General features: G+C 39.7%; 20 protein-coding genes. 10 read left to right on the top strand and 10 right to left on the bottom strand.

Translation table 11 applies throughout. The features are described 5' to 3' along the window. Nucleotides 1-55 precede the first annotated feature (55 nt). The 4 genes from ACZ47N_RS08710 to ACZ47N_RS08725 are packed head-to-tail and all read left to right on the top strand — an operon-like array spanning nt 56 to nt 4,006. Complete coding sequence (locus ACZ47N_RS08710; protein ID WP_464886166.1) at nt 56-1,027, top strand: ABC transporter permease; 972 nt, start codon at nt 56-58, stop codon at nt 1,025-1,027. Nucleotides 1,028-1,050: 23 nt separating this feature from the next. Then, nucleotides 1,051-1,947 (top strand): ABC transporter permease, encoded by an 897-nt coding sequence (locus tag ACZ47N_RS08715; RefSeq protein WP_464886167.1) that lies wholly within the window; start codon nt 1,051-1,053, stop codon nt 1,945-1,947. Between the two features lie 2 nt (nt 1,948-1,949). Beyond that, nucleotides 1,950-2,996 carry an ABC transporter ATP-binding protein gene (locus ACZ47N_RS08720; RefSeq protein WP_464886168.1) on the top strand — a complete coding sequence of 349 codons (1,047 nt, stop codon included), beginning with the start codon at nt 1,950-1,952 and terminating at the stop codon, nt 2,994-2,996. Then, entirely contained in the window at nt 2,993-4,006 is a 1,014-nt protein-coding gene (locus ACZ47N_RS08725) for an ABC transporter ATP-binding protein (protein ID WP_464886169.1), read from the top strand. The genes ACZ47N_RS08720 and ACZ47N_RS08725 overlap by 4 nt, the downstream gene beginning before the upstream one ends. Nucleotides 4,007-4,223: 217 nt before the next feature. On the opposite strand, the gene ACZ47N_RS08730 is transcribed toward ACZ47N_RS08725, so the two are convergent. Further along, nucleotides 4,224-5,090, bottom strand: a complete 867-nt coding sequence (locus tag ACZ47N_RS08730; RefSeq protein ID WP_464886170.1) for a Mu transposase domain-containing protein — start codon at nt 5,088-5,090, stop codon at nt 4,224-4,226. Nucleotides 5,091-5,264: 174 nt separating this feature from the next. After that, on the bottom strand, nt 5,265-5,369 hold the full coding sequence (locus ACZ47N_RS08735; protein WP_464888428.1) for a hypothetical protein: 105 nt from the start codon (nt 5,367-5,369) through the stop codon (nt 5,265-5,267). Nucleotides 5,370-5,772: 403 nt separating this feature from the next. Between ACZ47N_RS08735 and ACZ47N_RS08740 the strand changes: the two genes are divergently transcribed. The 5 genes from ACZ47N_RS08740 (at nt 5,773) to ACZ47N_RS08760 (ending at nt 12,524) form a co-directional block, all read left to right on the top strand. Then, a complete protein-coding gene (locus ACZ47N_RS08740; RefSeq protein WP_464886171.1) occupies nt 5,773-7,041 on the top strand; it encodes an amidohydrolase in 1,269 nt (422 codons plus the stop codon). A gap of 74 nt (nt 7,042-7,115) precedes the next feature. Next, nucleotides 7,116-8,648 carry an AbgT family transporter gene (locus ACZ47N_RS08745; protein ID WP_242870090.1) on the top strand — a complete coding sequence of 511 codons (1,533 nt, stop codon included), beginning with the start codon at nt 7,116-7,118 and terminating at the stop codon, nt 8,646-8,648. 47 nt (nt 8,649-8,695) lie between these two features. Continuing rightward, a complete protein-coding gene (locus ACZ47N_RS08750; protein WP_464886172.1) occupies nt 8,696-9,889 on the top strand; it encodes a M20 metallopeptidase family protein in 1,194 nt (397 codons plus the stop codon). 451 nt (nt 9,890-10,340) lie between these two features. After that, nucleotides 10,341-11,639, top strand: coding sequence for a helix-turn-helix domain-containing protein (locus tag ACZ47N_RS08755; protein ID WP_093313745.1), 1,299 nt, complete (start codon nt 10,341-10,343; stop codon nt 11,637-11,639). A 102-nt stretch (nt 11,640-11,741) separates the two neighbouring features. After that, the gene (locus ACZ47N_RS08760; protein ID WP_464886173.1) at nt 11,742-12,524 is read left to right on the top strand and encodes an MBL fold metallo-hydrolase; all 783 of its coding nucleotides are present in this window, start codon (nt 11,742-11,744) and stop codon (nt 12,522-12,524) included. Nucleotides 12,525-12,551: 27 nt separating this feature from the next. Here the strand turns inward: ACZ47N_RS08760 and ACZ47N_RS08765 are convergent, their stop codons facing one another. The 4 genes from ACZ47N_RS08765 to helD form a co-directional block, all read right to left on the bottom strand. After that, a complete protein-coding gene (locus ACZ47N_RS08765; protein ID WP_464886174.1) occupies nt 12,552-13,598 on the bottom strand; it encodes a GGDEF domain-containing protein in 1,047 nt (348 codons plus the stop codon). A 168-nt stretch (nt 13,599-13,766) separates the two neighbouring features. Next, nucleotides 13,767-14,207 (bottom strand): hypothetical protein, encoded by a 441-nt coding sequence (locus ACZ47N_RS08770; RefSeq protein ID WP_464886175.1) that lies wholly within the window; start codon nt 14,205-14,207, stop codon nt 13,767-13,769. Between the two features lie 105 nt (nt 14,208-14,312). Next, the gene (locus ACZ47N_RS08775) at nt 14,313-15,599 is read right to left on the bottom strand and encodes an MFS transporter (protein ID WP_464886176.1); all 1,287 of its coding nucleotides are present in this window, start codon (nt 15,597-15,599) and stop codon (nt 14,313-14,315) included. Then, nucleotides 15,596-17,902, bottom strand: coding sequence for an RNA polymerase recycling motor HelD (helD, locus tag ACZ47N_RS08780; protein WP_464886177.1), 2,307 nt, complete (start codon nt 17,900-17,902; stop codon nt 15,596-15,598). The genes ACZ47N_RS08775 and helD overlap by 4 nt, the downstream gene beginning before the upstream one ends. Before the next feature lie 261 nt (nt 17,903-18,163). On the opposite strand from helD, the gene ACZ47N_RS08785 reads away from it, so the two are divergent. Further along, entirely contained in the window at nt 18,164-19,660 is a 1,497-nt protein-coding gene (locus ACZ47N_RS08785; RefSeq protein WP_464886178.1) for a protein adenylyltransferase SelO, read from the top strand. Here ACZ47N_RS08785 and ACZ47N_RS08790 read toward each other — a convergent pair. From ACZ47N_RS08790 to ACZ47N_RS08805, 4 genes are read right to left on the bottom strand one after another with little or no spacing between them, the layout of a single operon-like run. Continuing rightward, the gene (locus ACZ47N_RS08790) at nt 19,657-20,727 is read right to left on the bottom strand and encodes a sensor histidine kinase (RefSeq protein WP_464886179.1); all 1,071 of its coding nucleotides are present in this window, start codon (nt 20,725-20,727) and stop codon (nt 19,657-19,659) included. The genes ACZ47N_RS08785 and ACZ47N_RS08790 overlap by 4 nt on opposite strands. After that, nucleotides 20,724-21,395 (bottom strand): response regulator transcription factor, encoded by a 672-nt coding sequence (locus ACZ47N_RS08795; RefSeq protein WP_093313729.1) that lies wholly within the window; start codon nt 21,393-21,395, stop codon nt 20,724-20,726. The genes ACZ47N_RS08790 and ACZ47N_RS08795 overlap by 4 nt, the downstream gene beginning before the upstream one ends. 17 nt (nt 21,396-21,412) lie before the next feature. Continuing rightward, nucleotides 21,413-23,422: an FtsX-like permease family protein gene (locus ACZ47N_RS08800; protein ID WP_464886180.1), complete on the bottom strand. Its 2,010-nt coding sequence runs from the start codon at nt 23,420-23,422 to the stop codon at nt 21,413-21,415. After that, on the bottom strand, nt 23,406-24,173 hold the full coding sequence (locus ACZ47N_RS08805; RefSeq protein ID WP_464886181.1) for an ABC transporter ATP-binding protein: 768 nt from the start codon (nt 24,171-24,173) through the stop codon (nt 23,406-23,408). Before ACZ47N_RS08805 ends, ACZ47N_RS08800 begins: the two co-directional genes overlap by 17 nt. Between the last annotated feature and the right edge of the window lie 334 nt (nt 24,174-24,507).

Here is a 24,507-nt window from a genome sequence, read left to right on the forward strand (position 1 = left end):
TCATGTTTTACATAACAGAACTTTATAAAGGAGTTCAAAGAAAGAAGGTGGCGAATTGTTAAAATATTTTGTGAAAAGGCTTATCGTGATGCTGATGATGATCTTTTTAGTGTCGACCATGATTTTTTTCCTTTTCCGAACGATGCCAGGAGATCCAACGGCTTTTGTGGTAGATCCATCCATTCCATCGGAAGCAAGGCAACAATTATTAGAACGCTATGGATTAGACGGAAGTCTCTGGGATCAATATAAAGTCTTTGTATCTGACTTAGTACGATTGGATTTTGGTGATTCTTTCTTTTATAATCGTCCAGCTGTTGAAATTATCCAAGAAAAGTTGGCAGCAACATTGATTCTTATGTTGACAGCCATGGTCTTTGCCTACACCATTGGAGTTTTTGGAGGTGCTTGGATGGCCTGGCGTCGTGGCTCTCGATTGGAGTCCTTGGGAATTACGATTTCCCTTATTTTTCGTTCAGCACCCACATTCTGGGTAGGCCTTATGATGATTATGCTCTTTTCTGTTCGATTGGGCTGGTTCCCAGCTCAGGGAATGCGTACTGCCGGAACAGGCGGTGGAAGTTTAGCAGAAATGTTTTTAAACCTTGACTTTCTAAAGCATCTGATTTTACCAAGCTTAGTGGCAGGTCTTTACTTCATAGCAACGCCTATGTTGATTATGAGAAACAGTATGTTGGAAGTAATGTCTGAGGACTATATTGAGATGGCCCGGGCTAAGGGCACAAAAGAGCGCCATATTCTTTATCGACACGCAGCTCGAAATGCATTGTTGCCTGTGGTGACAGCTGGAGCCCTCTTTATTGGCTCTTCCATCGGTGGGCAAGTTTTGATAGAAGTGGTCTTTAGCTGGCCAGGATTAGGTAGAGAAATTGTTACAGCCGTGACTCGTCATGACTACCCCTTGGCTCAAGGATGTTTTATTATTATCTCAGCCATGGTGATGTTTATGAACTTGGTTGCAGATATGCTTTATGCATTCTTAGATCCACGTATTTCTTATAAATAATTTAGAGGAGAAGAGGTGAATATATGAACGTTGCAGCATTAGAAAAAAAGGGGAACAGTAAAAGTGTCTTTCGATTGTTTTTCAAGAACTTACGCCGCGATAAATTGGCACTTATAGGAGTTGTCTTACTCATATTCTTTTTAACCGTAGCAGCTTTTGCAGATGTAATCGCACCACATGGCCCTCGAGATCGGCATTACGATGAAGAGGGAAGCATCCGGCGTTTGGAAGCCCCATCAGCCGCCCATCCCTTTGGAACTACAGACGTAGGACGAGATATTTATTCCCAGGTAGTACTGGGAACCAAAACGGCATTAATGGTTGGTTTATTGGCAGCCCTACTAGTAACTGTAGTAGGATCCGTGGTAGGGATAGTTGCAGGATTCTATGGAGGATGGGTAGATACCCTGGTTATGAGGGTGGTTGACTTTTTTTACGCAATTCCCTTTATTCCCTTTGTGATTGTACTCTCGGCGGTGCTGAGTCCCAGTATATGGAATGTTATTTTAGCGGTGTCCCTCTTATCCTGGCGAACCGTAGCCAGACTGGTGCGTTCTCAGGTTTTATCAATTGCAAAAAGGCCATATATAAAAGCTGGTAGGGTAGCGGGAGCCAGCAATATTCGATTGATGTTTAAATATATTTTGCCTAATGTTGTTCCATTGATTTTACTGGAAATGGCCTTCATGGTGAATTGGGCAATTGCAGCGGAAGCCAGCATAGCTTTCCTTGGATTTGGAGATCCTTCGGTGCCTAGTTGGGGACAAATTCTTCATATCGCTTTTAGTACCGGCAACTCACGAGTTGCTTGGTGGTGGATTACAGCTCCAGGTGTAGCGATTGTGCTCCTCCTGCTGTCCATCTTTTTCCTGGCTAGAGCCCTAGAAGAAGTAGTAGATCCAAGATTGAGGAGGCGATAATCATGGCGTTGCTGGATGTGAAAAATGTAAGCATTGAATATACAACAGAAGAAGGCGTGTTAAAAGCGGTGGACGATGTTTCTTTTTCTCTGGAAGTTGGAGAAAGCGTAGGCCTTGTTGGAGAGAGTGGATGTGGTAAAACCACGATGGCCAAATCTATTATGAGGCTTCTTTCCAAAAACGGCAGAATAAGTGAAGGACAAATGATTTTTAAAGGAGAAGATTTGGTAACAAAAAGTTCAGAAGAGATACGAAAATTGCGTCTGACAGAAATCGCCATGGTTGCCCAAAGTGCCATGAATGCTCTGAATCCTGTGCAAACCGTAGGAGATCAGTTGATCGACGGCATTCAGATTCATACGGATATGAGTCGGGAACAGGCCAAAGACCGAGCCATTGAAGTCTTTAAAATGGTAGGATTAGAAGCCAAGCGACTAAAAAGTTATCCGCATCAGATGAGTGGCGGCATGAAGCAGCGAGCGATTATTGCCATGGCCTTGACATTAAACCCATCCTTGATTATAGCAGATGAACCAACCACCGCCTTGGATGTAGTGGTGCAAGATCGGATCCTACAACAAGTGATTGATATTCAGAAAAAAATAAATAGCTCCATGATTCTTATTACCCATGATATTTCTGTTGTGTCGGAAACCTGCGAAACGATTATCGTTATGTATGGTGGTAAAGTGATGGAAAAAGCTTCTACCAAAGCCTTTTTTACAAAACCAATGCATCCCTATTCCCTAGGGCTTAACAACGCTTTTCCGAGTATTCATGAAATTGGGGAGGAATTAATTTCTATTCCTGGTGCACCGCCTAATTTGATGGTGAAACAGACTGGGTGTCGTTTTCAAGAGCGCTGTCCTTTCAGAGAAACCATTTGTCAGGAAGAAGTTCCAGAACTGGAAGAAGTAACGCCGGGTCACTGGTCCGCCTGTCATTTCAATACAGAGGTAGAAAAGTTTAGGGAAGCGTGTCAAAAAAGAGAAACTTGGGAAAGCGTGCGAGATCGCATTATTGAAGATTTAAGGAGGGATGTTTCATGAGTGGAAGCCCTTTAATTCAAATAGAAGGCCTAAAAAAATATTATCCGGTCAACAAAGGATTGAAAGATATTTTCAATAAAGAAAAAGTCTATGTAAAAGCCATTGATGGGATTAACCTGACTATCGACAAAGGAGAAATCCTAGGATTGGCGGGGGAAAGTGGTTCAGGGAAAACCACTACTGGAGAAATTTTGGTAAGGCTTCAAGATGCTACAGAGGGAGACATTACCATTGATGGACATCCTTTAAACATAAAGGACAAGGCATCACAGAAGAGCTTTCGAAAAGAAGTGCAGATGATTTTCCAGGATCCATACGAAACCTTGAATCCGCGTTTTGATGTTTTTGAAACCATCGCAGAACCCCTTCGAATTCATGGGCTGAAAGATAAAACAAAGCTTTATGAGCGAGTGTTGGAAGTATTGGAAATTGCAGAGTTGAAACCAGCAGAGCATTATGTACACCGATACCCACATGAACTATCGGGAGGCCAGCGGCAGAGAGTGGCCATTGCAAGAGGGATTGTGGTAGATCCCAAGGTGTTAGTAGCAGACGAGCCTGTATCCATGTTGGATGTTTCTATCCGAGCGGATATTTTGAACCTTTTGAAAGACTTGAGAAAAAAAATGGGCTTAACCATGCTCTATGTTTCACATGATCTTTCTACGATCAAGTACTTATGTGATCGTATTGCCATTATGTATCTGGGAAAAATCATGGAAATTGGGCCTGTGGATGAAGTAGTGAGAAATCCTCAGCATCCCTATACCCAAGTGTTATTATCAGCGGTACCGGTAGCAGATCCAACCTATGTCAAAGAACGAATCCTTATTGATGATGAAGCACCGGATCAAATCAATTTGCCAGAAGGTTGTCGTTTTGGGCCACGTTGTCCTTACGTCAAGGAAGCGTGTAAAACCTGTAATCATGATTATACGGAAGTATCAGAAGGTCATGAACATGCCTGTATTTTTGCCAAAGAAGAACAGATTAAAAACGAAGACCACTAAAAAGGGCTATCATAAGAAAGAGGAAAGAGATGGTCTGAACTGACCATTGTCAAGTAGATAAGTAATTGAAAAAAACTATGATATTAGTGCTTGGCTTCGATCTCCACTGGAGCTAAGCGCTTTAGGCTTTTTTGAAATCTGTTTTGTTTGTAAAACTTAAGCTACAGACTCCGATAAATGAATCAGTTTAACACTTAATACAAGCTTTGAAAAAAACTTATTCATAGCCGCATGTTCTGGTATGTCTAAGTGTTTTAACATTATCATATAGTTCTAAAAGGTCTATGAAATCCTTGGGATTTTCGGTATAATGATAATTGTATATGGATTGAAGCGTGGGGTTCATTTGTTGCATGGCTGTGCTCGAATGAAGGGACCCAGGCTTCTTTTTTATGGTGTTGAAGTAATGCTGGATATTGATACTCCAGGTGTGTGCACCATAGCTTCGCAAATGTTCGGCTACCAGCTTTTCCTGATGATACAGTAAGATTTTTTCCGGATATACTTTAGCAAAAACAAACCGGCCCACTAAGTCATCGGGAACAGAATATTTGTTTTCATCGATACTGACCACGGCGTATTTATTGACTCTTAGTTCAGAGGTCCTTGCCGTATCATAACTTGGCCTCCATTCAAGCAGATAGGGCTTTTCGTTCCCACTGCAAATATTGCAAAACTGATATTGAAAGCCATAGTACAGCGATAACTTTAACAGATCTTCCGTCTCTTTCTTTTGAGTTCCACTGATAAATCTTTTGACCGCCACCTTCATATTGTCATAAACCACCGTCTGGTAAACTCCTTCAATCTCATTAAAGAATTTCACATGCACATCAAAAAAATTCTCTATCTTTTGACTGTGATACAAGTTCGCATACCGATAATTGCCTTTAGCGCTAGTAAAAGCGGCCATTTGAACCGTCCTAGGTCTTCCATCAATCGTTAAGTGAACATACCCACAATCAAATTCGCAGATCTCTCCTGGCTGATATTCCTGCCTGACATAGGCTTCCTTGACAGTCTCCGTATGTTTTTTAATGTAATTACAAACGGTTGTATAGTTAATGTCAAACCCTTCATCCACTAAACACTCATAAATATCAATTTTCTTCTTCTGCTGTTTGCTCCTTCCTATTGATTTTTTCTTTGCATTCTCTCTTATGAAAAAGTGAATGCGATCAATGATTTAATCCGTCAGCTTCTTTCGTACACGATTGCTACTATAATATTTAGGTGGTGCCATAAAGTCATTGATGATTTATTTATCTTCTGGATCTCCCTCAAAAACTCTTTGTTTTTGTTCTTTATATTTTTGAATATACTTCCGGATCGTCTTTCTGGAAATATCTGTTTCTCTGCTAATATCTCTCTGTGATTTCCCTTCCCTAAAATGTTTTTAATATGATTTCCTGTTTTTGCACTAAATGGATCATCCTCTTAGCCCCTTATGAAATGTCATAGGGTTAATTGTACTTCTTCTGGGGAATTTTTTAACTAATATGGTGGGGTGCTTTTAGATTATCATAAACATGTGAAAAATACGTTTGAAACCTTATTGAAAAAATAAAGTAAAAATAAAAATAAAATAAAAATAAAAGAGGAATTTCAAAATAAATGTCGAATATTAAGATACATAAGGACATTTCCATAAATAGACCGTAAATGAACAACCTTATAGGAAGGGGGACAGGTTTAAAAAACATTATAAATTGGTAAGGGAAAAAAGAAAGTATTTTAGGTTGGATGCCAGAAAGGATGTGATAGAAGTGGAAGAAAAAGTTATTGGCTATAGGAGGGAGTTCCATCTTTATGCAGAATCGGGATGGAAGGAATTTCGAACAACATCCAGAATTATTGAAATATTAGAAGAATTAGGATTGGAAGTGAAGTATGGCAAAGAAGTTATTCATATACCAATGGTGATGGGAAGGGACGCTGAGCAAGAAATTTCAAATCATATTGAGCGTGGTATAAGACAAGGTGGAAACTCAAAGTTTATTGAAAAAATGGAAGGGTATACGGGAGCTGTTGGAATTTTAAAAACTGGAAGGCCCGGACCAGTTATTGCGATTCGTTTTGACATAGACGCTAATGACGTGATTGAGCGAAAAGATTTGGAGCATAGACCTACAAAAGAAGGGTTTGCGTCTGTCAATGAAGGGATGATGCATGCCTGTGGACATGATGGTCATACCGCTATGGGACTAGGTTTAGCAGAATTGCTGATAAAAGAAAAAAAAAACCTAACGGGTACTATCAAACTTATTTTTCAACCAGCGGAAGAAGGCGTAAGAGGTGCTAGAGCGATGGTAGGGAAAGGTTTATTAGAGGATGTGGACTATTTTCTAGCTGGGCATTTGGGGTTTAATCTTCAAACTGGATTCATTGCCCCTAAAACGACAGGTTTTTTATCTACGACTAAGATGGATGCATATTTTTATGGAAAAGGATCTCATGCAAGCAATGCACCAGAAGAAGGAAAAAATTCACTTTTGGCGGCGGCTACGGCAGTGCTTAATATTCATGCGATTTCACCTCATAGTAAGGGTACAACTAGAGTTAATGTAGGGGTGATGCAAGGAGGAGTAGGGCGCAATGTCATTCCACCAGCAGCTACTTTGAAAATTGAAACTCGTGGTGAGACACCTGAATTAAATGATTATATGTATGATAAAGTCGCTGGAATACTGAATTGTGCTGCAAAGATGTATGGCAATAGCGTCTCTATGAAAAAAGAGGGCGAGGCACTTGCGGCTGATTGCGACGAGGCATTAGTTGATATTGTTAAAGAGGTAGCACTGGAAAATAAAGAAAGAATCACAGGAGTCATTAATGAAAAGTATTTGGGTGGAAGTGAAGACGCGACTTTTATGATGAAATCAGTGCAAGAGCGGGGCGGCTTAGCGACTTATATCTTTTTTGGTGCTGAAACGAAAGCTGCTCATCATAACGAAGGATTTGATTTTGATGAAGCAGTTTTAATGAAAGGGATATGTCTTTATAAGGATGTCATACTCAAAATAGCAGGAAGGTAGAGAGGTCGAGAAATATTTAGGACGAAAAGTTGTACTTGTAGCAGATAAAAATAAGATTTTAGGAGGTAATGCCAGTGAAGGTACAAATAGAGCAAAGATCTATGCTGAACAAATTTCTTGATTTTGTAGAAAGGTCTGGGAATAAATTACCACACCCTTTTACTTTATTTGTTATACTATGTGTCGTAGTTATGATGATTTCTTTGGTTGCCAGTCATATGGGCATTTCTGTTATCCATCCCATTGATGGTCAAGAAATAATAGTCAAAAATTTACTGTCTGGTGATGGGCTGCAATGGATGGTATTGAATTTGATTAGCAACTTTACGGGTTTTGCGCCCCTGGGACTTGTGCTGACGATGGTACTGGGGATAGGGCTTGCTGAAAAAGTAGGTTTTATGTCAGCCTTTATGAAGAAGGTTATGTTAGGAGCACCTGAAAAACTATTACTATTATCAGTTTTTTTTATCGGGATTGTAGGAAATATTGCGTCTGACGCGGCTATTATTATTGTGCCACCCTTAGCAGGAGCGCTTTTCTATGGAACGAAAAGAAACCCTTTAGTGGGTATAGCGGCTGGATATGCAGCGGCATGTGCTGGCTTTACAGCAAATATTTTTATTGCTGGTACGGATGCGTTGCTTGCTGGGATTACTGAGGAAGCAGCACAAACTATACAACCTGGTATTGAAGTTTCACCAGCTGTTAATTATTATTTTATGATTGCATCCACATTTGTTCTTACGGTGGTAGGGGCGTATATTACAAAAAGGTTTGTTGAGCCGCAAGCGGGCGAATATATACCTGAAGAAGATTTTGAGTTGGCAGAAGATGAATTTAAGGTCTCGGCGATTGAAACAAAAGGTCTTTTAAGATCAGGAATTGCAAGCTTAATTTACTGGATGGCAATAGTGATAATGTTGATTCCCCAAGACTCTCCTTTTAGAGGGGAAGGTGGTACCCTTGTGCCGTCACCATTTTTAAGAGGGATTGTACCCTTCATACTATTCTGGTTTATCGTTATAGGTGTGGTTTATGGAATAACGGTGGGTACTATTAGATCTGAATCAGATGTTCCGAAGTTAATGACAAAGGCAATGGAAGGGATGGCTGGGTATATCGTATTGGTTTTTGTCATTGCTCAATTTGTTCAGTATTTTAACTGGACGAATATAGGTATGATCTTAGCGGTCAGTTCGGCAAATCTGATAGAAACATTGGGCTGGTCCGGATTACCGATGGTATTAGGAGTTCTTTTGGTGAGTACTGTGGTCAATATTTTTATTGGAAGTGGTGCTGCCAAATGGGCATTGCTGTCACCAGTGTTTGTGCCAATGTTCATGCTGCTAGGATACTCACCAGAGTATGCTCAGCTTGCTTATAGAATTGGTGATTCAGTAACAAATGCGATTACGCCTATGTTCCCGTATTTTCCAATTGTTTTGGGATTTTTTGCTAAATATGACAAAGAAAAAGCTAAAATCGGGACGGTTATGTCTATGGTCATGCCTTATACAATTGCATTTATGGTAGTATGGATGATTATGTTATCGGTATGGCATATACTTGGATTGCCGTTAGGTCCAGGCGGAAGTATTCTGTTGTAAGTACGATTGGTTAAAGATGGACAATATTAAAAAAGAGGCTGATAAATATGAATGAAATTGTTAGAGACAAAATAGAAGCGAACGAAACATGGATTATTAATCATCGAAGAGCTCTTCATCAGATCCCTGAAAAAAGTAAGGAAGAATGGAAAACAAAAGAATATATTAAAAAGTCATTAACAGACCTGGGAATTGAAGTTAAGGAAGGATATTACAACACTGGTTTAGTTGGAGTAATCTACGGAGAGCAGGCAGGACGTACCATTGGAATTAGGTTTGATATGGATGCGTTGGAAATGGAAGAAAAGGTAGAAACTGAATTTAAGTCATTGAATAAGGGGCTTATGCATGCTTGTGGGCATGATGGTCATATGGCTATGGGACTCGGCTGTGCCAAAGTCTTAAATGAGATGAAAGATCAGATATGTGGTGTTGTGAAGCTTGTGTTTCAACCAGCCGAAGAGGATGCTACGACAGGTGGTGGTGCACAACATATGATAAAAGATGGTGTGCTTTCAGATGAGCCTAAAATAGAAGCTATGGTGGGAATGCACATATGGCCTAAATTGAAAGTAGGGGAAGTTGGATCGCGAGTGGGTCCCATAATGGCGGCCTCAGATCCATTCAATGTAGAAGTTGTTGGAAAAGGGGTTCATGCATCACTCCCCTATATGGGAATCGATCCTATTATAACGGCTTCGCAGATTATTGTTAATCTTCAGTCTGTGATTAGTCGAAATATAAGTCCTTTCGAACAAAGCGTTATGTCGATAGGGATTATGCAAGGTGGAACTCAGTACAATACTATTCCGGAGAGGGTGCACTTTTATGGAACAGTACGAAGTTTCAACGAAGAAACACGTCTTCGAATTCATGATCGAATGAAGACTGTCATTGAAAAAGGTGCTGAGGCAATGAATGCAAAAGCAAAATTTAACTATACCTTTGGATATCCAGCTGTGATAAATAATGAAAAAATGGTAAAAATTGCAAAGTTTTCCACTGAGGAAATGCTTGGTGAAGGATCCTATATAGAAGTAGATCAACCTGCTCCGGGTGGAGAAGACTTTGCTTTTTTTGCTAAAGAAGTTCCTTCGGTTTTTCTTTGGCTAGGATACGGAGAAGAGGAAGAAATTCATCCACCCCACAGCCCACATTATGAGTTTAATGAAGCAATACTGGCTTTAGGGACAAAAGTTCTTTGTAAGACAGCCTTAGAGTGGTGTCGGTTAAATAAATAATAAAAAAACCCTTTTGAACCACTATATGTGGTTCAAAGGGTTTTTTTTATAAGGAAATATCTGAAGAAGTGTAATGAAAACCTGATTAGATCTTCTCTAAGTGGATAGAATAATAGAGCTCATGTATTCTAGTAAAAGATGATGGAAGAACATAAAATGATGTATAATAAATCAACAGTAAGGTACTGTAAAGGAGCACATGAAAACCGAGAAAACAAAAATTCAGAAACAATTAGAGCGAGAAGCAATTGATTAATCATAATGAGATGGCATATAATTGTAACCATAGTGACACCCTTTCTTTTTGGTAGAGGTTTACTTGTGGTGACTCAATTATACTGCCTCAAAGGGGGTGCCACTATATTTTTGTAAAACTCGCTAAAAGCAATAGATATATGAAGTTTGAAAGTGATTTAGGTTACAATACGAACAGTAAAATGAGGTGGTAACATTGAAATTTACAATTGGATTAATTGGAGCAGAGGACTCAGTAACGATAATGGATAAAGTTTCGAAAGAATATGAAAAAGAAGCAGTGTTTATTCCTCTGCCGTATAGATGCAAAGAAGATGCTATATGCCTGGCAGAACAACATATCGATAAAATGGATGCAGTTATTTTTTCAGGGCATGTACCATATTACATTGTGATGAAAAAAATGAAAATGGAAATTCCTAGTCTTTACTTACCGCATAGCGGAACGAGTATTTACCAAGCGCTTCTGAAAATGAAGAATAGTGGCAGGAACATTGAAAAGGTGAGTTTTGATAATGTTTCAACAACAGAAATGAATGAAATTTACGAAGATTTGGAGATGTCCAGTAAAAATGTTTTTATAAAAGAATATGAGCAAAATTTAAAGTATCAAGAGTGGGCAGATTATCATACGAATCTATTTAGAAATGAAAAAACCGAAGCAGCTGTAACCTGTCTGAAAGAAACAAGCAAGATTTTACAAAGGGAAGGGATACCAGTGTACAGAGTATTAGTAACTCGCCCTCTAATTCGACAAGTAATTGAATCAGCGCTATATGAGGTTAAAGCTAGAAAACTTAGACATAATCAAATTGCTGTGTTGGTAGTAAATATAGATGAATTCAAAAAAGAAATCAAGAAATTCCCTTCAGAATATGGAGTGCAAAAGCTTAAGCTAGATTTTCATAGAATTCTTTTAGACTATGCTGAAGAAACTAAAGGTAGAATTTTCTCAATGGGAAATGATGAATACTTGATTTTTACTACGGGTGGATCTTTAGAAAACTCTTCAAAAAACCATGGTGAAATAACACTCTTAGATATAATCCGGAAAAAGCTGAAGATGAGAGCAAGTGTTGGTATAGGGTTTGATACTACTGCCTATGATGCTGAGCATAATGCACGAATTGGTCTTGAACATGCAAAAAAATATGGAGGGGATTGCCTTTTTATAGTTGATCAAAATCATAGAATCAAAGGACCGCTTGGAAAGGAGCATCAGCTTGAATACAGGCTGGCTTCGCTTGAGGAAAAAATTATATCTGTAGCTGAAAAAACAAAATTAAGTGTAAAAAGTGTTAATCGAATTGTTGCTATGATGGATAAACATGGATGCAAAGTTACGGCAAAAGAGTTTGCCCACTATTTGAGAATGACTGAACGCAGTGCTCGTCGAATTTTAGGTGCTTTAGAGGAAAAGGGATATTCTAAGATTGTTGGAGAAGAAAGTGAAGGAAAAGGAAGGCCTAGAAAGATATATGAGCTACAATTATAGCACAGAGACACTTAGATTATGTTGATCGATATGCAAATAAAGCCTTGTTGGTATTATCATAGAGAAAGGTTGAATAATCAGAAGGAAACGAGAGGTGAAAGAATGCGTTCTTGTGATTGGCAGGAAAAAACAGAAAGGATTCAATATATTGCAAATTCAGGAGTATTAGTGGAAATAGGGAGTAAAAGGATCCTCATTGATGCCTTGACTAAGTCGAAGATTCCCATGTTTAAAAGTACGCCGGAAGATATTTATCAGCAACTACTGAATCAGGAACCACCTTATGATCAGATCGATTTTTTGCTAGTGACGCATCAGCACAGCGATCACTTTGATGTAGAGCGGGTGCTTTCTTTTTTAAAAAATAGTCAAAAAACCAAAGTCATTGCACCGGAAGAAGTGGTTTTTGCCCTTAGGAAAGAGGCACCAGATGTTTTGTCAGAAAGATTATATGGAATGAATCCTGCTTTGGGACAGAGCGAAACCATCTACTTAGAAGGGCTTCGAATAAAAGGGATGGCCATGCGGCATGAAGGGGAGACGGATACGGTGATCTTTCACTTAGCCTATCTGATTGATGGAGGAAAAAAAGTACTTCACTTAGGAGATGCAGCCCCAGTTTCGGAAAACTTTGAAGGCTTTCATTTGAGGGAAGAAAAGATCCAGGTCTTGTTGGCGAACTTCCCATATGCTGGGATTCCAAGAGCCAGACAAATAATTCGAGACTTTATTGAGCCACAAAGAATGGCCGTTATTCATTTACCGGATCCCAATCAAGATAGATGGGGATGGATTAAGGCGACACAGAAAAGTTATCAGCGAAATAGGAAAGACTTTGTTTCAACAGACTTTTTAAAAAATACGGGAGACTGGATTCTGGTTTAAAGGGAGATACATAAGAGGGGTGGCAGATTATTTGATGGAGGCCACCCTTTTTTTAGAAGCATCTTTGTTGTTGTAAAGGACATCATCGGCTAACTTGATGACTTCGTCCGCTGTTTCAGAAGAGCAGGTGGCTTTGCCAAAACTCACGGATAATGGAATAGTAGGATATTTTAGGCAAATAGGATGAAAGAGGTCTTTGATTCGATTTTCAACCAAAGTAATGCCTTCCTCATTGGTATCCATTAAGAGCAGTAAAAATTCATCTCCGCCAAATCGTATCACGATATCGTTTTTTCTAGACGCCGTTTCTAAAACCCTAGCAAATTCTTTTAGAACAAAATCTCCTTCTGGATGGCCATATAAGTCATTAACTTGCTTAAAGTTATCTAAGTCCATCAATAGAAGAGAGTAGGAAATAGGAGAAATCATATTGTTCTCCATAATACGGGTAAGAAAGTGATGTAAATACCTGCGATTGTATAAATTCGTGAGTGGATCCGTAATGGAAAAACGGTAAACACGGGCATGTTCATCGGAGAAAGAGTTGTTTAATATAAATATGAGTGCAAATAGAGTAATTGAAACCAAGAGGAAATTCAAGGATAAATCGAAAGCTCGATGCTGAGGGTCTGTATAGAAAGTATACTGATCTGGCCGGAGAAGCTCCATATGAAGAAGTAGTATGGTGGTGATGGTGAACAATATTGGAAAAAGGTATTCCCATGTTTTTTGGATTACAATGTAACAAATAAAAAGCAAGAGTACCGCATAAAAAGACATGGCACTGTAAGAGCCAGGAGAAGTGAGCCAGGCAATGGGTAGATATCCAACGCATAAGAAGAGTAAAAAAACCAACCGAACAAGGTTTTTGTTGCAAGAACGGTATAGATAATCCAAAATAAAAATGAAAACGGCAGCAATCATAGGATAAACAATATTGATGAATGGCCGGTTGTTCAGCAGGTTAACAAAAGCTCCCATAAGAAATGCAGCAGTTGAAATTCGGAGTATGGTAAGAAAAATACTATTTTTCATTTTAGTGAGATGATCGTTTTGGGGCATATGCCAGTTCATGCCCATTCCTCCAATGAAAGATAAGTGTTCCTGTGGTTAACGGATGCCTTCATAAATATAGTACTATTATACTATATTTTCTATATATAGCAATGATAAAGTAGTATTTTTATAATGGAATAGTAGGAGTAGAATGTGGGCAAAGAACAAAAAAATTCCTGAAACGACCTAAGTTCGTTTCAGGAATTTTTTAATGGACTGAAAGTCCTTGGAAGGATAATACTGGGTCTGTTTTCCATTTTTGACCTTAAAGCGAAGTTCTGTCAAAGATTTTTTTTCTACACGTAGGTCCTCTAAATCCTCCCATTTTTCGATTTTTCCCAGCAAGGTGACACCGGTAAAACGGAGAATGCCATTTTCATGGATCCCTGCAGTCATTACACTCGAAAGGATATAGACGCTAGCAGCCAATACCAACAAGTAATTGGTCCAAAAGTGACCGGTGGTATAGGTGATTCCAAGGAAGACAAGAGAAGATAGGCCTACGGTGGTGAGATGTTTTTGTGTCAGCACACTTCGATAAACACAGCTTCGGCGTTTTCTGAAATTCTTAAAACTACCAGCCATAAAGGCCAACAATAAAACGAAGAATAAGGGTAAACTTTGCATGATGAAATCCTCCATTCTCTCAAATAAAATTCATTTTGCTATTCATAAAACAGCGTGACGGATGGTTTCTGAAACCTAAGGCTTAAAAATAACCGATGTTTATTTTTAGGATTGTTGAGGAGGCGGTGAGATAAGAGCAGCACCAAAAGCTAAAAGGGGAAAAAGAAGCATGGTTAACAAAATAAACTGATAGTCGCCAAAGGTATCGTAGGCAAAGCCAAAAGGCAATGGTCCCAAAGCCGAGCCAATGACCATGGCAGTCATGCCCATTCCTCGAATGGTGGCCAGATGCTTTCGACCAAAATTCCCAGGCCACCAAGCGCTGGTGCTGACATGGTCGGCACTGATGGAAATGCCGTGAATCACCGCATAAAGAATCAAAAATGGCTTTGTGGGGCTATAAAGCAACAATAAAATAGCGGCGGCCATCAACAGATAATTAAAGGCTTTTAATTTGTAGACAGGAAACCGATCGCAAGCCCAGCCAATTAAAAAAGTAACTGGTAGTTGTACCGTTGCCGTGATACTCAAGATCAAGGCTGCGAAGGTCACAGGAAATCCCTTTTCACTGATGATAGAAACAATATGAAAGGTGATCCCTGTTGTAATCATAGAGGGGACCAGCATACAATAAATCATCATCCAAAAAGTTCGGGTCTTCGTCGCGTCTCCAGGTTCCCAATCCGGGGTCATAGGGGCCGTAGGATTTGTCTCTTTAGAGGAAGTGATGTCTTTGGAATCTGCTTCATAAGCCATTCTGCCATCGGGTGCCATGCCGATATCTTCTGGCCGATTCCGAATCAACAAGGCGGCCAAAGGTACCATCAAGGCTAAAAGCCAGAAAGCCCAGAAACGCCAGGCAAGGCTGGCACCGTAATGGAGAATGAGATAAGTACTGATGATGGGAATTAAAGCAGGACCAGCGACGCCGCCTAAGGAAGCAATGCTAAGAGCAATGCCTTGCTTTCGATGAAACCACTGTGGTGTCAGAGTCGTGGAAAGCAGTGTCATAGAGCCTTGCCCAAACAGTCGGATCATTACAAAGCCCAGTACCAACATCCAAGGGGCTTGCATAAAACTCATCCAAAAACAGGCTAGAGCAAGGGATCCAGCAATAACTGGTGTCATAAAACGATGGCCTTTCTTGTCGATCAATCTGCCAGAAAAAGGCATTAAAAGACCTGCCGTTAAAGTGGCGGCAGAATAAAATCCAGAAATGGCAGAGCGACTCCAGCCTTCAGATTCAATGTAAGAGTCGATAAAAACAGAAACATTATACGTTTGGCCCGGACCAGAGAAAAAAAGGATTAGGCCACTGAGGAGGACAATGATCCAGCTATATCCAGGAAAAGCCAGTTTGCTTTTAGGTTGAGTATTTGTGTGGGTTTTCATAAAAGCTCCTTAGGGTGGTATGAGTCAATAGAATAGTCTAGGGTTCCTTCTGTATAGAAGAAAGATAAACGGTGCAGAGCTCTGGTCATGGCAACATAAAGCAATTTCGCATCCAAAGCCTCTAGGGTAAATCGATCTTCTAGGGTCGTAATGATAACGGCATCGAATTCCAGTCCCTTGGATAGATGAGCGGGAATGACAAAAATGGAATGGTCAAAATGAAGGGTTTTTTCCGTCACCAAGACCGGCTTCAAGTCAGTTTTCTTCACAAGTCTTTTATGAAGGTTGGTGGCTTCTTCTTGAGATTTGGTAATAATGGCAATGGTGGTAAAAGACGCTTCCTTTAGGGACTTCACCTGCTCATGGATGGCATGAATCACTTGAGAAGTTTCTTGGAAACCCTTTATTGTTGGCTCTTGGCCGTGGCGTACCACTGGTTTGGCTTTAAGCAGGTGCTCTGTAGCCGACTGACTTAGTACCCAATTGGCCATATTCATGATTTCGATGGTGGTTCGGTAGCTTTGCTCCAAGGTTAAATAATTGGCTGGGTCTTGAAAAACATGATGTTGAAGGTAAGACCAATCCGTGATGGATCGGTACATATGAATTCCTTGAGACAGATCACCCAGGATCGTAAATTGATCTGTTCCTAGAACTTCTCGAAGCACATGGAACTGAAAATCACTGAAATCCTGGGCTTCGTCTATGACGGCATACTTTATGTCCAAATCTTCCTTTAGGCCGAAAAGCTGGTAGTGAAGGTAAGCCATAGGAGCTAAATCTTCAAGTTCCAGCTTGTTGCTGGCAAAAATTAAGTTGCTTTCCTCCAATAGGGAGCCAAGGGTTTCTGGATTTGAAAAAGTAGTGGCTTTTTCCCATAAAAGATTCTGGGAAAAAAGAGATTGATAGAGATTCAGCAAGGTGTCTTTTGGAATTTTTTTAATGTAGTGATTGGCAGCATTTCGAACCTCTTTTTTAAGAGCCTCCAGTTTTTCGTCCCTTTCATTCATGAGGGATACCAGTTTATCTGTCCGTTGATCCGACGGTTCTTCCTGGCTACGAATACGGTCTAGGAGGACATCATACTCATGTTCTAAAGAGGCTAAGATTTTTTTTGAGACATTTTTCGCTTCCTTGGAAAGCATTTTTTTTAGGCGGTCAATTCGTTTATAAAGAGGTAAGTAGGAAAAATCCTCATGGACCATCTGGTGAATCGATTGACGGGTGAGCAGAACCTTATCCCCTATACAAAAGTCTTCTTCTGGCAGGAGAGTATCCTTCAATTGTTGGATATAAAGATCCAACAATTTCTTCATGTCCATGGAATTTTTGAAGGCGGCGGCTTCTTGCATGGATTTTTTGGCGGAAGCCAGATCTCCGGCAGGGTCATTTTTTACCAAAAATCGTAGTTTTTCATTGGAATCCGTCAGTCGATGTTTCTTACCAAGGATGGAAAACATCAAGTCGATATAAGTGGTCTGATGTACCCGTTCTGCTCCCAGCTCTGGTAAAACCCCAGAGATATAATCCAAGAACAGATGATTGGGAGCTATAATCATAAAGTCTTCTGGTACAAAAGTATCCGAGTAGGTGTAGATCAAGTAAGCAATTCGATGAAGGGCAATCGTTGTTTTTCCACTGCCGGCAACGCCTTGTATAATCAGTGGCTTTGTGATATCAGCTCGAATAATGGTATTTTGTTCCTCTTGAATCGTGGAAACAATATCCTTTAATTTTTCACCAGCATGATTTTCCAAAGAGGCCTGTAGAAAAGCATCTGATGTAGAAATATCTACGTCCATATACTCCTGCAGGTTTCCTTCTTCAATGGTGTACTGGCGTTTTTTATACAAATCGATGGCATAGGTACCGCCGGAGGCTTTGTAGCTGGTTTCTCCAAGGCGACCATCGTAATAGACACTGGCAATAGGAGCTCGCCAGTCCACTACCAGAGGGGTGTCCATGGTTTCGTCAAATAAAGAGACTTTTCCAATATAAAAAGCTTCTGTTTGCTCCTTGCCTTTTTGTTTCAAATCCATTCGTGCAAAATATGGTTTTTGACGAGATTTCATTAAGAGGGCAAAATTCTTTTCTAATTCATCCAGCATCTTTGAATTAAGCATAATACTGGAATAACTTAAACTGCTGTCTAGAAAATCTAAATGAAGATAAGCATCTTTTATTTCTTCCTTGAATTTTTCGCGGCTGTTTAAAAGGGTTCCAATGGTTTGCTCTAAATAATCTTTCGTTTCTTCTAAACGTTGTACTTCTTGGGGAAAATCTTCTTTATGGTCTTTGGGCATGAATAAGTCTCCTTCTGTAGTTTCCATTAGCCAAAGGCAAGAAAAAGCTGCTTCTCATTAAAAAACGAAGCAGCTGCCTTTTGAGAAATGGCTTTACCGTACTAATTGTACCCGATACAAAGGATTATTGTCAACAAAGGAACCTTTTATGCCCAAGTTGTTCAGGGTGTTCAATATTTCAATGGGAGAAAGGGTATCTATTAAAAAAGAAGCCTGGGTAGGATCCTTGACCCTAGGTGTCAGAAAGAGAAGGTGAGAGAGATGACCAAGAAAAAAAAACAGAAGGAACTACTTGGATGGAAGCTAGAAAATAGTTATGCTACATTGCCGGAAAGCTTTTACACAAGACTGAAACCAGAGCCCGTCCCTTCCCCGCAGATGGTGATGCTCAATAAAACATTAGCAGCGGATATTGGATTGAACCCAGAAGAATTGGAAAGCCAAGAAGGAATCCAAGTATTGGCAGGAAACCAGATTCCAGAAGGTGCGACTCCTGTAGCTCAAGCTTATGCGGGCCATCAGTTTGGTCATTTTACCAGGTTGGGAGATGGTCGGGCAGTGTTGCTAGGGGAGCAAATCACTCCAGAAGGAAAGAGGGTAGACTTACAATTAAAAGGATCGGGACAAACGCCGTATTCACGAAAAGGGGATGGACGAGCGGCCTTAGGACCAATGCTACGGGAATATATCATTAGCGAAGCCATGCATGGTCTCGGTATTCCTACAACAAGAAGTTTAGCCGTGGTGAGTACAGGGGATCCAGTGTTTCGGGAACATCGACTTGCTGGTGGGATTCTGTGTCGAGTGGCGGCTAGTCACATACGAGTAGGTACCTTTGAATATGTGGCTAAATGGGATACAAAGGAGCATTTAAGACAACTGGCGGAGTATACGTATCATCGTCACTATGCTGGTTTGGAGTCGGTGGAAAATCCGTATCTTTCCTTGTTGAAACAGGTGGTAAACAGCCAGGCAGCATTAATAGCTAAATGGCAGCTGACAGGTTTTGTTCATGGTGTTATGAATACAGATAATATGGCTATTAGCGGAGAAACCATCGATTATGGACCCTGTGCTTTCATGGATACCTATCATTCATCCACAGTCTTTAGCTCCATCGACTACTATGGTCGATACGCCTACGGAAACCAGCCCACTATGGCTGGTTGGAATTTAGCTCGATTTGCAGAAACCTTATTGCCCTTATTGGATCCGGATGAAAAAAAGGCCCTTGAAGTGGCCCAAGAAGTGCTGGCACAATATCCGGTTTTATTTCGTCAATATTGGCTGGATGGGTTTCGGAATAAACTGGGAATAGAGACCGGGTCGCCACAGGATATTAAACTGGTAGAAGATTTACTTCAATTAATGGAAAAAAACCAGATGGACTTTACCAACACCTTCCGTAATCTGACGTTAAACATAGCGAAGGAAGAAGCCAATATTGGAATCACTCCAGGAGAAAAGAAAGAAGAATTTAATCAATGGCTTCAGCGTTGGAGAAGACGGATAGCCCATCAAAGGATTCCTTTACCTCAAATAGCTACCAAAATGAAAGAATCCAATCCTTCCGTAATTCCTCGGAATTATTGGGTGGAAAAAGCCTTGGAAGCCGTAGTGACACAGCAGGATTTCACCCTTATGGAATCCTTGTTAGAAGCACTTAAAAATCCTTATGCGTATACAGATGACCAAGAAAAATATGCCCAAAGTCCACCGCCCTTTGACAAGCCATACAAAACGTATTGTGGCACCTAAGAAGAGGAATTCCCCTCTTCTTGGGTTCTGTTATTAGGTTGATTGAACTCCAACAATACCTCTGTTCGTTTTTTATCCAAGGGGAACCCCAGCATTACTGTAGTACCTTCCATGGGCTTGGATATAATTTCCAAGGAAAGGCCCAATTGAAGGCATAATTTTTTGGAGAGATAAAGACCCATGCCAGTGGCGCTGCCCAAACGTCTGCCATTTTCTCCTGTAAACCCTTTATCAAAAACCCGATTAATATCACGTTCATTGATTCCAATACCAAAGTCTTTAATCATTAAAATCAGCGCGTTAGGCCGTTCTTCGCAAAAAATCTCAAGTCGCCCACGGTTTTCTTTACTGTAATTGATAGCATTGATGAGAATCTGTTGAACAATAAATTCTACCCACTTATAATCGCTATAGACAATATAATCTACTTCTTTCATGTCGATGGTTATTTTTTTTGCGATAAAATCCTTGGAATTATTTTTTAAGGCGGAAACTAATAAGGATTTCAGGGGAAAGGCTTTAATCAAATAATCCTCTCGTACGGTGTTGCTTCTGGCGTAGTAAAGAGCTTGCTGTACATAGCCTTCAATTTTTTTGAGTTGACCTTCGATTTTTTCTGTGGTGGGATTTCGTTGGTTTTCAATAATTAATTTTGAAGAAGCAATGGGGGTTTTAATTTCATGGACCCATCCCTCAATATACTCTCGATATCCCTGTTGCTTATCTCTGTGATTCTTTACCTCTTCATGCATATCTCGACAGAGGACCCCTAAAATGTCATTCAGGATTTGCCCGGTGATAAAGGTGCTTTTTTCCATTACTTCAGGCAATAAGTAGGTGGAATCCAATTCCTGTAAAGCGGTTTGGATCTGGTCATAATATCTTTTGAGCTTGATGGCTTCTAGCAGCATATGAGAGGTGAGAGGTAGAAACCATAAAACAAATAGCAATAAGATGAGTTGTGGATTTAATCCTCCGATGATCATGATCATGGTTAAGACAAGGAATAGAAGGAAATTAACCATCAAAAACAAGGCTTTATCTTTCATATACGCATAGAGGGTCATTGGATGAGATACCCCATTTTTCGTTTGGTTTCGATGATTCCTTCTTTACCAACTTCCGTTAGTTTTTTTCTTAATCTAGTGATGTTTACGCTTAAGGCAGCATCATCCACAAAGGAATCTGTACTCCAAAGATACTCCATAAGGGTTTCTCTGGAAACAATCTTTCCCACATTGTTTAAAAGATAGGAGAGGATCCTGATTTCGTTTTTTGTAAGTTCTACTTGGGAATTTTCATAGCTCAGAACAGCTGTGGATAAATTAAGCTGTAATCCGTCATGATGGATCATTTCCTGCTGTTGCATTTGTTTTTGACTTCGCTGAAGAATGGCGGCAATTCTAGCCAATAAAATCTGTGTGTTGTAGGGCTTGGTGATAAAATCATCTGCACCTAAGTTCATGCTCATCAGCTCATCTCCTTCGCTATCTCGACTGGTGACTACCACGATGGGGGTATCTATTGTTTTTCGAAGTTCTCGACAAATATGATAGCCGTCGTAATAAGGAAGGTTGATATCGAGTAGGATCAAATCTGGCATTTCTTTCTTTATTTCCTCCACTGGATTTTCGAAAGAATCCATAGCCTTAGGATCATAGCCATATTTACGCAAGAATATTTCTAGTTCTTCCCGAATAACCTGATCATCTTCGACAATGATAATTTTTTTCACCAGAGCACCTCCAGTTCTTAGTTGTTGCTATGAATAATAGTTCGATACCCCATATAAGTAGCCATAAAATATCCGCTATAAATCACTATAAACAACATGGCTGTAATCAAGGCACTTTTTCCTATGTTTACAGGATAAAAAAGTGCAATAAAACGATTCATCACATGGATGGCAATAAAGGAGTGAAGGATAGCGACTATAAGGGGCAATGCAAATTGGATACTAATTTGTTGGAAAATACTTTGATGGATCATTTGATCCGTTGCGCCTATTTTTTTCAAGGAACGATAGCGTTCAATACTATCTCCAGCTTCTGAAACTTGTTGAAGGCCTAAAATCGCCATGCTGGTTACGAGGAACACGATGCCTAAGTAGATTCCAAGAAAAAGAACGATCGTTGTCAAGCCAGTGTTAGAGATCAACATAGATTCTCTGGTGTCTCCTATGATAAAGCCAGAGGTCTTTTCTTGGAAAGTACCGTCTTTATACTTGGAAAAGATCTGTCGATATTTTTTTTCGGATATTTCCTGATAGTCCTCATGATACATGATGTTGAAGTGGCGTTCTTGAATGGGCAGACCTTCTATTTCTTCATCATGAAAGACAAGGGTTGGGAATAAAGATGGCATAGGAGTATTGACCAGATTATCTTCTAAAAGCACTTGGTTTTTCAGTGTATATATTTGTTGAGGCAGTGTTATGGTCGTTTCTTGATCCATATATTGTTGTAATACCCCTTTTACTTCAGAAAAGTTACCTAATAGCAATACTTCATTTTTTTCTAATTCCATTGGTGCCTTTCCTTGTAGTGTTCTTCCTTTATTATACTCTGAAAGCTTGACGGCGGATACCTCTAGATCATAAAGGCTTAAGGCGTTGGAGCCATCCTCTAATGCGAATACTTCCATGGTTGTTAGGCCGAGGCCATATACATCGATCATGCTATATTGTTCCTGGTGATCCAAGCGTAATCCTACCTCTTTTAAAGAAGCGTGAATATCCGTGATTTCCTCTTCCGTCCTATAAGCCGATGCACTGGCGTCAAAAGGTGCGGATGTTTCAAAACTCTCTTCCATGGCTTTATGAAAGCTTAATCCAGTGGAAAGGACAGAAATGGTAATCAAAAGCATGAAAGTAATCATGGACATAGCTAAAAAGTTTGTATTCACTTTACTGCTTAGTTGTTTGATTGTAAAGATATTAATTCCTTTCAAATAAAATAGTGTACTTTTTCGTAAGATAAAAATCATCAACCCAGAAAAACTAAAGAAAAAAAGGATTGTTCCAAGAATTCCCAGGGCTAAGGAAAGAAGGAAGCTTGTTTCCATGGGCCGAAAACCTACGGTTAAGACTAGTTTGTAAGCCTTAAAAAGGAGGGCGATGGATGTCAAAAAAAACAAGATATATAAGGGGGAACTTTTGATTTTCATTTCTTCATTGATCTTAGAAGCCCTTAGAAGTTTAAGGACACTTACCTTGGATAAAGAACCTATGGTAAATAGAAGAGACACAAGAAACACAATCCCAAAATAAAAGAAGGTTTTCTTCATGGCTTCCAAAGAAAGCACAAAGGCATAGTCCTTCATAGGGATTTCAAATAAGATGGTGGTAAAAAGAGAGATACCTTGGGACACGAAGAGGCCTAATATTAATCCGCTCATAAGGGAAGCCATGCCAACCATTAAGGTTTCAAAAACCAATATTGTTGATACCTTCCACTTGCTCATGCCTAAAATCATATAGGTTCCAAATTCTTTTTTTCGTCGTTTAATCAGAAAGCGATTGCCATAAATCACCAATCCTCCTACGATAAAAGATATAAAGATGGAAAGATATCCAATCATAGCGGTCAAATCAGCAATGATATCCATTTCCATTCCTTCTAGGGAAGCAAAAGCTTTTTGAGAACCAATGGAATTAAAGCTGTAGAATATGCAGACCGCTAAAGTAAGGGTCATAAAATAAATAGAATAATCTTTAAAACCCTTTTTCACATTTTTTAACGCCATCTTAAAGTACATGCTCATCATCCCCTCCTAACAAGGTCATCACCTCTATAATCTGTTGAAAAAAAGCCTTTCGAGATTGATTTCCTCGAAGGATTTCACTAAATAAGGTACCGTCTTTAATAAACAAAATTCTTTGGGCATAACTAGCAGTAAATGCATCATGAGTGACCATTAGAATGGTGGAATTTAGGTCTTTGTTAAGGCTTTCAAAGCATTCTAGTAATAATCGTGCGGATTTAGAATCCAATGCACCTGTAGGTTCATCTGCTAGAATTAAGGATGGGTCTGCGATAATAGCTCTTGCAGAAGCCACCCGTTGCTTTTGTCCACCTGATAGTTGATAGGGATAGTGTTTTAGCACAGATTCGATGGCTAAATATTTTGCGACTGCTACGGTTTTATCATGGATAAGATGACTTTTTTCTCCCTTGATGGTTAAGGCTAAGGCTATATTTTCATAGGCGGTTAATGTGTCTAAAAGATTAAAATCTTGAAATATAAATCCTAATTCATTTTGGCGAAAATGGTCCATAGCCTTGGCCTTAAGCCGTGTAATATCTTGTCCCTTGACGTTAATACTTCCAGTGGTGACTTGATCAATGGTTGAGATGCAATTAAGCAATGTCGTTTTTCCACTGCCTGAAGCACCCATAATTCCAAGAAATTCCCCTGCTTCTACGTCGAAACTGATACCATCCAAGGCTTTTGTCACATTGCCTTTATTGCCATAATATTTTTCTGCATTTTGGACACTTAATAATGATTTCATATGGATCCTGCCTCCTATTTCTTTTCCTTGTTATAAAACAGTATCCCTAAGGACACGTTAGTCATGACGATGAGTAGGTTCCTACCCTCATAGGCTTATTATACGTTGCTTTGGAAATACCTGCCATGGATTTACCTTACAGGAAGCTTTCATTTTTGTAAGGTTTCTGTGAGCTCCTTGGTGGTTTCTGTGAGCTCCTTGGTGGTTTAGGATGGTGACTGGTTTGTCATAAGGAAAAAACCAAAAAAATCACATGACTTCCCCCTAAAATAGGAGCCAAAGGAAAAAGAGGATATGGAAGAGTTTTGTCGAAGAATGCTGGAGAGAAAGAAGC

The organism is Tindallia texcoconensis, from assembly GCF_055383815.1.

Bases quoted from the DNA above. Each gene is read 5' to 3' on its own strand.
- ACZ47N_RS08715 (WP_464886167.1), top strand. From the start codon at position 1,051: ATGAACGTTGCAGCATTAGAAAAAAAGGGGAACAGTAAAAGTGTCTTT.
- ACZ47N_RS08720 (WP_464886168.1), top strand. From the start codon at position 1,950: ATGGCGTTGCTGGATGTGAAAAATGTAAGCATTGAATATACAACAGAA.
- ACZ47N_RS08725 (WP_464886169.1), top strand. From the start codon at position 2,993: ATGAGTGGAAGCCCTTTAATTCAAATAGAAGGCCTAAAAAAATATTAT.
- ACZ47N_RS08750 (WP_464886172.1), top strand. From the start codon at position 8,696: ATGAATGAAATTGTTAGAGACAAAATAGAAGCGAACGAAACATGGATT.
- ACZ47N_RS08760 (WP_464886173.1), top strand. From the start codon at position 11,742: ATGCGTTCTTGTGATTGGCAGGAAAAAACAGAAAGGATTCAATATATT.
- ACZ47N_RS08765 (WP_464886174.1), bottom strand. From the start codon at position 13,598: ATGAACTGGCATATGCCCCAAAACGATCATCTCACTAAAATGAAAAAT.
- ACZ47N_RS08770 (WP_464886175.1), bottom strand. From the start codon at position 14,207: ATGCAAAGTTTACCCTTATTCTTCGTTTTATTGTTGGCCTTTATGGCT.
- ACZ47N_RS08775 (WP_464886176.1), bottom strand. From the start codon at position 15,599: ATGAAAACCCACACAAATACTCAACCTAAAAGCAAACTGGCTTTTCCT.
- helD (WP_464886177.1), bottom strand. From the start codon at position 17,902: ATGCCCAAAGACCATAAAGAAGATTTTCCCCAAGAAGTACAACGTTTA.
- ACZ47N_RS08785 (WP_464886178.1), top strand. From the start codon at position 18,164: ATGACCAAGAAAAAAAAACAGAAGGAACTACTTGGATGGAAGCTAGAA.
- ACZ47N_RS08790 (WP_464886179.1), bottom strand. From the start codon at position 20,727: ATGACCCTCTATGCGTATATGAAAGATAAAGCCTTGTTTTTGATGGTT.
- ACZ47N_RS08800 (WP_464886180.1), bottom strand. From the start codon at position 23,422: ATGAGCATGTACTTTAAGATGGCGTTAAAAAATGTGAAAAAGGGTTTT.
- ACZ47N_RS08805 (WP_464886181.1), bottom strand. From the start codon at position 24,173: ATGAAATCATTATTAAGTGTCCAAAATGCAGAAAAATATTATGGCAAT.